General features: G+C 71.9%; 10 protein-coding genes. 6 read left to right on the top strand and 4 right to left on the bottom strand.

Going from position 1 to position 7,205, the window contains the following annotated elements:
• Nucleotides 1-103: 103 nt before the first annotated feature.
• Entirely contained in the window at nucleotides 104-1,780 is a 1,677-nt protein-coding gene (locus tag ACFV6D_RS04100; RefSeq protein WP_380558249.1) for an RICIN domain-containing protein, read from the bottom strand.
• Between the two features lie 232 nt (nucleotides 1,781-2,012).
• Entirely contained in the window at nucleotides 2,013-2,252 is a 240-nt protein-coding gene (locus ACFV6D_RS04095; RefSeq protein ID WP_380491029.1) for a chaplin, read from the bottom strand.
• Between the two features lie 231 nt (nucleotides 2,253-2,483).
• Here ACFV6D_RS04095 and ACFV6D_RS04090 point away from each other — a divergent pair, with 231 nt between their 5' ends.
• The 3 genes from ACFV6D_RS04090 (at nucleotide 2,484) to ACFV6D_RS04080 (ending at nucleotide 3,739) form a co-directional block, all read left to right on the top strand.
• Nucleotides 2,484-2,735, top strand: coding sequence for a chaplin (locus ACFV6D_RS04090; protein WP_380375483.1), 252 nt, complete (start codon nucleotides 2,484-2,486; stop codon nucleotides 2,733-2,735).
• Between the two features lie 235 nt (nucleotides 2,736-2,970).
• On the top strand, nucleotides 2,971-3,240 hold the full coding sequence (locus ACFV6D_RS04085) for a chaplin (RefSeq protein ID WP_380558246.1): 270 nt from the start codon (nucleotides 2,971-2,973) through the stop codon (nucleotides 3,238-3,240).
• 118 nt (nucleotides 3,241-3,358) lie between these two features.
• Nucleotides 3,359-3,739 carry a hypothetical protein gene (locus ACFV6D_RS04080; protein WP_350878444.1) on the top strand — a complete coding sequence of 127 codons (381 nt, stop codon included), beginning with the start codon at nucleotides 3,359-3,361 and terminating at the stop codon, nucleotides 3,737-3,739.
• Between the two features lie 79 nt (nucleotides 3,740-3,818).
• On the opposite strand, the gene ACFV6D_RS04075 is transcribed toward ACFV6D_RS04080, so the two are convergent.
• Entirely contained in the window at nucleotides 3,819-4,475 is a 657-nt protein-coding gene (locus ACFV6D_RS04075) for a hypothetical protein (RefSeq protein WP_380491035.1), read from the bottom strand.
• Nucleotides 4,476-4,777: 302 nt separating this feature from the next.
• Here ACFV6D_RS04075 and ACFV6D_RS04070 point away from each other — a divergent pair, with 302 nt between their 5' ends.
• The 3 genes from ACFV6D_RS04070 (at nucleotide 4,778) to ACFV6D_RS04060 (ending at nucleotide 6,065) form a co-directional block, all read left to right on the top strand.
• Nucleotides 4,778-5,122 carry a hypothetical protein gene (locus ACFV6D_RS04070; protein ID WP_031063477.1) on the top strand — a complete coding sequence of 115 codons (345 nt, stop codon included), beginning with the start codon at nucleotides 4,778-4,780 and terminating at the stop codon, nucleotides 5,120-5,122.
• A 77-nt stretch (nucleotides 5,123-5,199) separates the two neighbouring features.
• Nucleotides 5,200-5,544 (top strand): rodlet layer protein, encoded by a 345-nt coding sequence (locus ACFV6D_RS04065; RefSeq protein ID WP_380431020.1) that lies wholly within the window; start codon nucleotides 5,200-5,202, stop codon nucleotides 5,542-5,544.
• A gap of 254 nt (nucleotides 5,545-5,798) precedes the next feature.
• Nucleotides 5,799-6,065, top strand: coding sequence for a hypothetical protein (locus ACFV6D_RS04060; RefSeq protein ID WP_380491037.1), 267 nt, complete (start codon nucleotides 5,799-5,801; stop codon nucleotides 6,063-6,065).
• A 92-nt stretch (nucleotides 6,066-6,157) separates the two neighbouring features.
• Here the strand turns inward: ACFV6D_RS04060 and hemB are convergent, their stop codons facing one another.
• A complete protein-coding gene (gene hemB, locus ACFV6D_RS04055; RefSeq protein WP_380338110.1) occupies nucleotides 6,158-7,138 on the bottom strand; it encodes a porphobilinogen synthase in 981 nt (326 codons plus the stop codon).
• Nucleotides 7,139-7,205 lie beyond the last annotated feature (67 nt).

Here is a 7,205-nt window from a genome sequence, read left to right as displayed (position 1 = left end):
CGCGCCCCCCCAGGTCCGCCCCCCCCGCCGCCGCCCCCGCGGCGCCGCCCCCGCCGCCCGCCGCCCCCCCCGGCCCCCCCCCCCCCCGGCCCGGGGCCGGGGATCAGCCGTGGAGGTAGACGATGCCGAGTTTGGTGAGCTGCCAGAGCTGGCCGGCGGCGCCGGTGTCGGTGGCGAGTTCGACGGCGGGGTTGCCCTTGGCGTCGAAGGTGGTGCCGGGGGCGATCACCTTGGTCGGGTCCTGGGAGTCGGCGATCTTGTAGCGGCCGCCGCCGGCCGGCTTGAGGACCCAGTGCTGGTTGCCGCCGCCGTTGCAGCGCCACTGCTGGATGCGGGTGCCGGCGGCGGTGGAGGCGGCGTTGGCGTCCAGGCACATGTCCCGGTTGCCGCTGAAGTCGAGCTCGTAGCTGCCGCCGGCCTTGGCCTCCAGGACGAAGGACTGGTTGAGCCCGCCGGTGGCCGGATAGGTGATGGCGGCCCGGCCGTTGGTGGAGTCGCCGTAGGTGCCGCCGCCGGTGAGGTCGAGCGCGTTGCCGCTGGCCGCGTTGGTGAGCTGGTACCAGGAGCCGTCCTCGGGGACGTCCGCGAACGGCTGCCCGGGGGTGAGCGGCTGGATGGAGGTGGTGTTCTGCTGGTTGAGCGTGCAGTAGGCCTGCGCCAGTTCGGGCTTGGCAAAGAACTGGCCGAGGCAGACGCCCTCGCCGCGGTAGCCGGCCACCCTCAGGTGGTACGACTGGCGGACCATGTTCATGCACAGCCCGGGGATGCCGATCTGCGAGTCGCAGCCGTTGCGGGCCCACTCGGCGAGGTTGATGACGTCCCCGTTGCTGTACTCGTACGGGGAGCTGGTCCACTCCGCGCAGACCTCGTGGCCGAAGGCGACCCGCCGCTGGTCGAGGTAGCGCACGCCGGGCACCTGCTCGGCGGCGCCGCGCAGCGCGTCGCTGAAGGTCGGCACCACCCAGTTGTGGCCCCAGGCGAGGTCCTCGGGGAAGGCCGGGCAGCCGTCGGCGACCTTGCCGAGGTAGTCGTTGCGCCGGATGTCCGGAGTGATCGGATTGAAGTACGACTGGTAGACCAGCTGGTACGAGGAGTCGGCGTAGCCCGCCTTCCGCATGGTCTGCCGGATGTTCTGGAGCGCCGCGACGACCTTGGGCTGGACCCGCTTGGCGCGCTGGACGATCTCGTCGCTGCCGATGGTGTCGCGGCAGCCCTGGTCCTTGGGGATCGGGAAGTACTGCGCGAGGCAGTGCATCATGATCCCGCTGAAGTCGAAGTCGTCGTTGGCGCCGATCGTGACGACGACCATCTTCACGTCGTACTTGCCCGCCGCGTCGGCGAGTTTGACGTCCTGTTTGGGCTCGCCGAAGTCGCCGCTGCCGGAGCCGGTGACCTTGGCGAGTTCGGGGTCGCTGACCAGGTCGCCGGTCTGGGCGCCGGAGCAGGCGAGGTCGATCGGGGTGACGCCGGGGATGTCGGTGACGAAGATCTCCGACTTGGGGTGCCGGTGGCAGTAGTTGGTGGGGCTGTCGGTCTCCGGGAAGTAGCCGTCGTTGGTGTCGGTGCCGGCGCCCTCCCCGGAGATGGCGCTGTCGCCGAGGGCGACGATGGCGGCCGGGCGGGTGGCGCCGGCCGCGGGGGCCGGGTCGGCGAGGGCGGCGGGGGCGCCGGCCAGGCCGAGGGTGGCGACGAGGGCGCCGGTGGCGAGCAGCGCGCCGTACGGGGAGCGGCGCGCCACCGTCCGGGGCCGCCGCGCCGCTGTCAGTCGGGACCTGATCACACGCGACTCCTTGCGGGGGGTGGGGGGCCGCCCGGCCGGGCGCCGAGCGGCGCGGAGCAAGAAAGGTGAGCAGGTCTCATATTCTAGGTACTGACAAGTAACGCAACAAGGCTTGTGACACCGCCGGAACCTGACGCCCCGACACGCCCCCGGACATGCGGAGAGCCGCCGCCCCGCGCCCCAGGAGGGAAGCGCGGAACAGCGGCTCGTACCGGCCGAACCGGGAGCAGGATCAGCCCGCGTTGGCGCAGTGGTTGCCGAACGCCGGGTTGAGCAGGCCGATGACGTCGATGGTGTTGCCGCACAGGTTGACCGGGATGTGAACCGGAACCTGAACCTGGTTGCCCGAGATGACACCGGGGGAACCCGCGGCGACACCCTCGGCGCCGGAGCTGGCCATCGCGGTGCCGGCGCCGGCGGCCACGATGCCCACCACGGCCGCGCCGACGGCGGCGGTCTTCTTGATGCTCATACGAGCCTCCTGACTGTTCATACAGAGATGCACGGGGAGTGCGACATCAAGAACGACACCCACCCGGGCCGGTTGCGACAGTGGACGCACTGTCACCCATCCGGCCCAACGGAGACGGCGACCGGCATTCGGGTGATCAGCGGACCGGACCGTTTCCCCTCGCACGGTGCCTCGTTCTCTCTGGCGGAACACGATCCACCCGGCCCCCTTCACACGAATCGAGTACCGCCCATGCGCAAGCTCGCCCACGGCGTCGTCGGCACCGCGGCCGGCGCCGCCCTGCTCGCCGCCGGCGCCGGCGTCGCGTCCGCCCACCACCTGCACGGCGCGTCCGCCGAGGGTGTCGCGGCCGGCTCGGCCGGCGCGGTCTCGGGCAACTCGGTGGAGGTGCCCGTGCACATTCCGCTCAACGTGTGCGGCAACTCGATCGACGTGGTGGGCCTCCTGAACCCGGCGTTCGGCAATAACTGCCTCAGCGCCTGACCGGGAATTCCCCTGGTCGCACCTCTGCCCGAACCGCTCCCGGCCGTGCGGGAATTGTTCGCGAGGTGCTGGAACAACGCGGCGGCCGCGTCGACGCCCGAGCCATGGGCGAAACACGCCGGTGTGCGCCGCCGGAGCGACAATCACGGCAATCCCCAGAAACCAGCGGGTGAGTATTCGTGCTCGCCCGGCTCCCGACATTTCCCATCCGTCGGGCAGAAAACGGAGGAAAGACATGCGCAACTTCAAGAAGGCCGCCGTCCTGTCCCTGGCCGCCACCGGTCTGGTCCTCGGTGCCGCCGGCGGTGCGTTCGCCAGCTCCGGCGCCGAGGGCGTGGCCGCCGGCTCCCCCGGTGTCGTCTCCGGCAACCAGGTCCAGATCCCGGTGCACATCCCGATCAACCTGTGCGGCAACTCCATCAACGTCGTCGGCCTGCTGAACCCGGCCTTCGGCAACACCTGCGCCAACGTGGAGCTCCCCCCGCCGCCCGCGGACGACTGCTGATCCCCGATCGGCACCCGTTCCGGCCGTACTGCCCCCCGACCAGCCGGCCGGGGGGCAGTTCGGCATCCCCGGGCGGCCGGTGGCCGTCCGGCCCCCGATCCACCGAAGGGTGATCCGCATGGTTTCGAAGAAGAGCGGGGCCTGCCTGGTCGTCGCCGTCGGCGCCACGATGCTGCTCGGCGCGGGTTCGGCGCAGGCCGCCACCACGACCGGTTCGGCCCCCGCGTCGGGCCCGGCCAAGCTGGCGAAGACCGACGTCGGTCAGGCGCTGAACGGGACGACCTCCGGCCTCGGCTACGGGCTCGCGCCGGTCAAGGACCTGCGCCTGGACCCGTGGGCGAACTCCTCGGCCGACGTGCTCAACAACGGCGCGACCGTCAAGCCCGACCAGGGCCTGGCCCCGGTCGGCACCGGCGGGCTGACCGGCCCGCTGAGCGCGGGCGGCGGCATCCGGGACCTCCCGCTGGTCGGCGGGCTGACCGGCGTGCTGCCGGGCTGAGCCGCCCGGCGCAGACGGGAGCCCGGCACCCCGGTCGCGTCCGGGGTGCCGGGCTCCACCGTGCCCGGAGCCGCTGGGCTCAGAGCTGGGTCAGGTCGGTTAGGCCGGTCTGCTGCACCACGCCGGTGGTGGTCGCGGTGGTGGTCGCGGCCAGGTCGCCCACCTTGTCGGTGACCGAGATCGGGTGGTCGTCGTCGCCGAGGCTGGCGGTGGCCCCGGGGACGGCCTGCACGGTGCCGGTGACCAGTCGCGGGTCCACCTCGCCCACCTTGAGCCGGCCGTCGGCCAGCTGGCCGGTGCCGTCCTGGACGAGGGCGAGCGGCTTGCCGACGGCGAGGCCGGGGGTGTCGGCGTGCAGTGGCGCGGCCGGGGCCTCCAGCAGCACCTGGCCGAGGTCGGCGCCCTGGTCGACCAGGGGGAGCGGCAGCTGGGCCTTGGCGCTCGGGCCGACCTTCCCGGTCTGCAGCTCGGGGACCAGCCGGTCCGGGATGAGCTCGGTGCTGGTGGTGCGGCCGGGCGCCGGCGGCAGGAGCAGCGAGGTCGGGATGCCGGCCGTGACGCGGCTGCCGAGCGGGGTGAGCGGCACGTCCGCCGGGACCTGCTGGGTGGCCAGCTTGTCCTCCAGGGCACCGACCTGGTCGGGGCTGGCCTGGGCGGCACTGGCCGCTCCCTGGGAGGCGAGCATGCCCGCACCGACCGCCAACAGCATCGCGCCGGCCCGCTTGGAGAACTTCATGCTTTTCACCGTTCTGCCTGTCCGTACTGGAGATCCCTGAAGGGAGGGGCTGCGGGGCGCAGCCGGAAAGCAATCTGCCTCAACGAGTGACCGTTGGTACGGATTGCGGCGGTTAACCGGTTCGGCCTAATAATCCGACCGGAAACCACCCTACGACGCGCCTCCCGGACTCTTTTCAAAAATCCCCGTAACCTTCCGTGCCGTCATTCTTTGATCTGGACGTCAGTGACTGCAGACCGGGTCTGAGCGTTCTACGCGTTGTACGCACGGAAACCAAGAGCATTTCAGAGAGGGATCTCCCCATGATCCAGAAGTCCTTCGCCGCCGCCGGCCTGGCCGTCGCCGCGCTGGCCGCCGCCGCCGCGCCCGCTTCGGCGATCGGTGACGCGGACGGCGCCGCAGCCTCCATCGAGGGCAACGGCGGCACCAACTTCACCGGCACGGTCGGGAACAACAGCCCGAACTTCCACTTCCTGGACAACGCGAACGTCTGCCTCCCCGAGATCCACAACATCGCGGTGGGTGTGCTCGGCGTGGCCGTCCCGGTCGAGGTCCCGATCGCCAACAGCGGTGGCAAGCAGTACTGCACCCAGGGCCAGGGCACCCAGAGCCACGGCGACGCGGGCGTGTCCCACCTGGTCGGCTGACCGTTCCCCCAGCTGCACTCCCCCTGAACCACCCTTCGAATCGCTCCCCGATTCACCCCTCGAGAGGAAAACCGGAAATGATCAAGAAGTCCCTCGCCGCCGCCGGCCTGGCCGCCGCCGCCATCGCGATGTCCGCCGGCTCGGCCTCCGCCATCGTCGACGCGGACGGCGCCGCCACCTCCGTCCAGGGCAACGGTGGCACCAACCAGACCGGCACCCACGGCAACGGCAGCCCGAACTTCCACACCCTGGACAACGCGAACATCTGCCTGCCGGAGATCCACAACATCGCCGTCGCCGTGGTCGGCGTCGCGGTTCCGGTCGAGGTGCCGATCCTGAACAGCACCCCGAAGCAGATCTGCAACGTCGGCCAGAACACCCAGTCCTCGGGCGACGCGGGCGTTTCGCACCTGATCGGCTGATCAAGGGGCACGGCACGGACGGAGGGCCCGGGGAGGTACGTCTCCCCGGGCCCTCCGGGCGCTACGGGCGCTACGAGCGCCACGGGTGCTCAAGGCGCCACGGGCGAGGTGTCCGGCCGACCGCCGAACAGGTGCGGACCGGCCGGGTGAGCGGGCGTTCGGACCGGCGCGTGGGGCGCCGACCCGCACGGCCGGATGTGATCACGTGTCAGAGGCAGCGCCCGCCGGGGCGCTCCGAAAGAGAGGGCATTTCCATGAAGAGCAAGCTGGCCAAGGCCGCACTGACCGCCACCGCCGCGCTGGCGCTCGCGGGTGCCGCCACCCCGGCGTTCGCGCACGTCGGCTTCGCGGGCGGCGGCGAGTTCGTCGCCTCGGGCGACCAGCCGTTCGCGGCCGGTGCGGGCTTCGGCGTCGGCCACACCAGCGACGTCATCGCCGGCGGCTTCGGCGGCGGCGCCGCCACCTCCACCGACGTGATCGGCGGCGGCGAGGGCTTCGCGCACATCAACGGCTGGAAGTAGGACCCGGAAGGCCGGGCCGCCCCCACGGGGAGCGGCCCGGCCTTCTCGTTGCCCTGCGCCTGCTACTTGAACGCCCTGCCTTGCGGCACCGGCTACTTGAGCATCGCGGCGGCCTCGACCGCCCAGTAGGTGAGGATCTGCTCGGCCCCGGCCCGGCGGATCGAGGTGAGCGTCTCCATGATCATCCGCTCCCGGTCGATCCAGCCGTTCGCCGCGGCCGCCTCGACCATCGCGTACTCGCCGGACACCTGGTACGCGGCGACCGGCACCGGGGAGGCGTCGGCGACCTGGCGCAGGATGTCCAGGTAGGCCATGGCCGGCTTGACCATCACCAGGTCGGCGCCCTCGGCGAGGTCCTGCTCCAGCTCGCGCAGCGCCTCACGGGCGTTGGCCGGGTCCTGCTGGTAGCTCTTGCGGTCGCCCTTGAGCGAGGAGCCGACCGCCTCACGGAACGGGCCGAAGAACGCCGAGGCGTACTTGGCGGTGTAGGCGAGGATGCCCACGTCCTGGTGCCCGGCCTCGTCCAACGCCCGCCGGATCACGCCGATCTGGCCGTCCATCATGCCGGACGGGCCGACCAGGTGGACGCCCGCGTCCGCCTGCACCCGGGCCATCTCGGCGTAGCGCTCCAGGGTGGCGTCGTTGTCCACGCTGCCGTCGGCGGCCAGCACGCCGCAGTGGCCGTGGTCGGTGTACTCGTCCAGGCAGAGGTCGGACATGACCACCAGGGCGTCGCCGACCTCGGCGACCACGTCGCGGATCGCCTGCTGGAGGATGCCGTCCGGGTTGGTGCCCTCGCTGCCGGTGGCATCCTGCACGGCCGGCACGCCGAACAGCATCAGGCCGCCCAGGCCCGCCTCGGCCGCCTCCACCGCGGCCTTGCGCAGGGTGTCCCGGCTGTGCTGGACCACGCCCGGCATGGAGGTGACCGGGACGGGCCCGCTGACGCCCTCGCGGACGAACAGCGGCAGGATCAGCTCCGCCGGGTGCAGCCGGGTCTCGGCGACCAGGCGGCGCATCGCCGGACTCTGGCGCAGCCGGCGCGGGCGTACGTACGGGAATTCAGCGGACACGGCTTCTCTCTCCGAACGGTTGTGCAGTGCCGGGGGCGACGGATCGCCGCCCCCGGTCCCGAGGGTG

Origin of the sequence: Kitasatospora sp. NPDC059812 (assembly GCF_042732075.1) — a bacterium.
GTDB lineage: Bacteria > Actinomycetota > Actinomycetes > Streptomycetales > Streptomycetaceae > Kitasatospora.
Note: the sequence above shows the minus strand (reverse complement) of the source record. Positions and strands in the feature narration are given on the sequence as shown.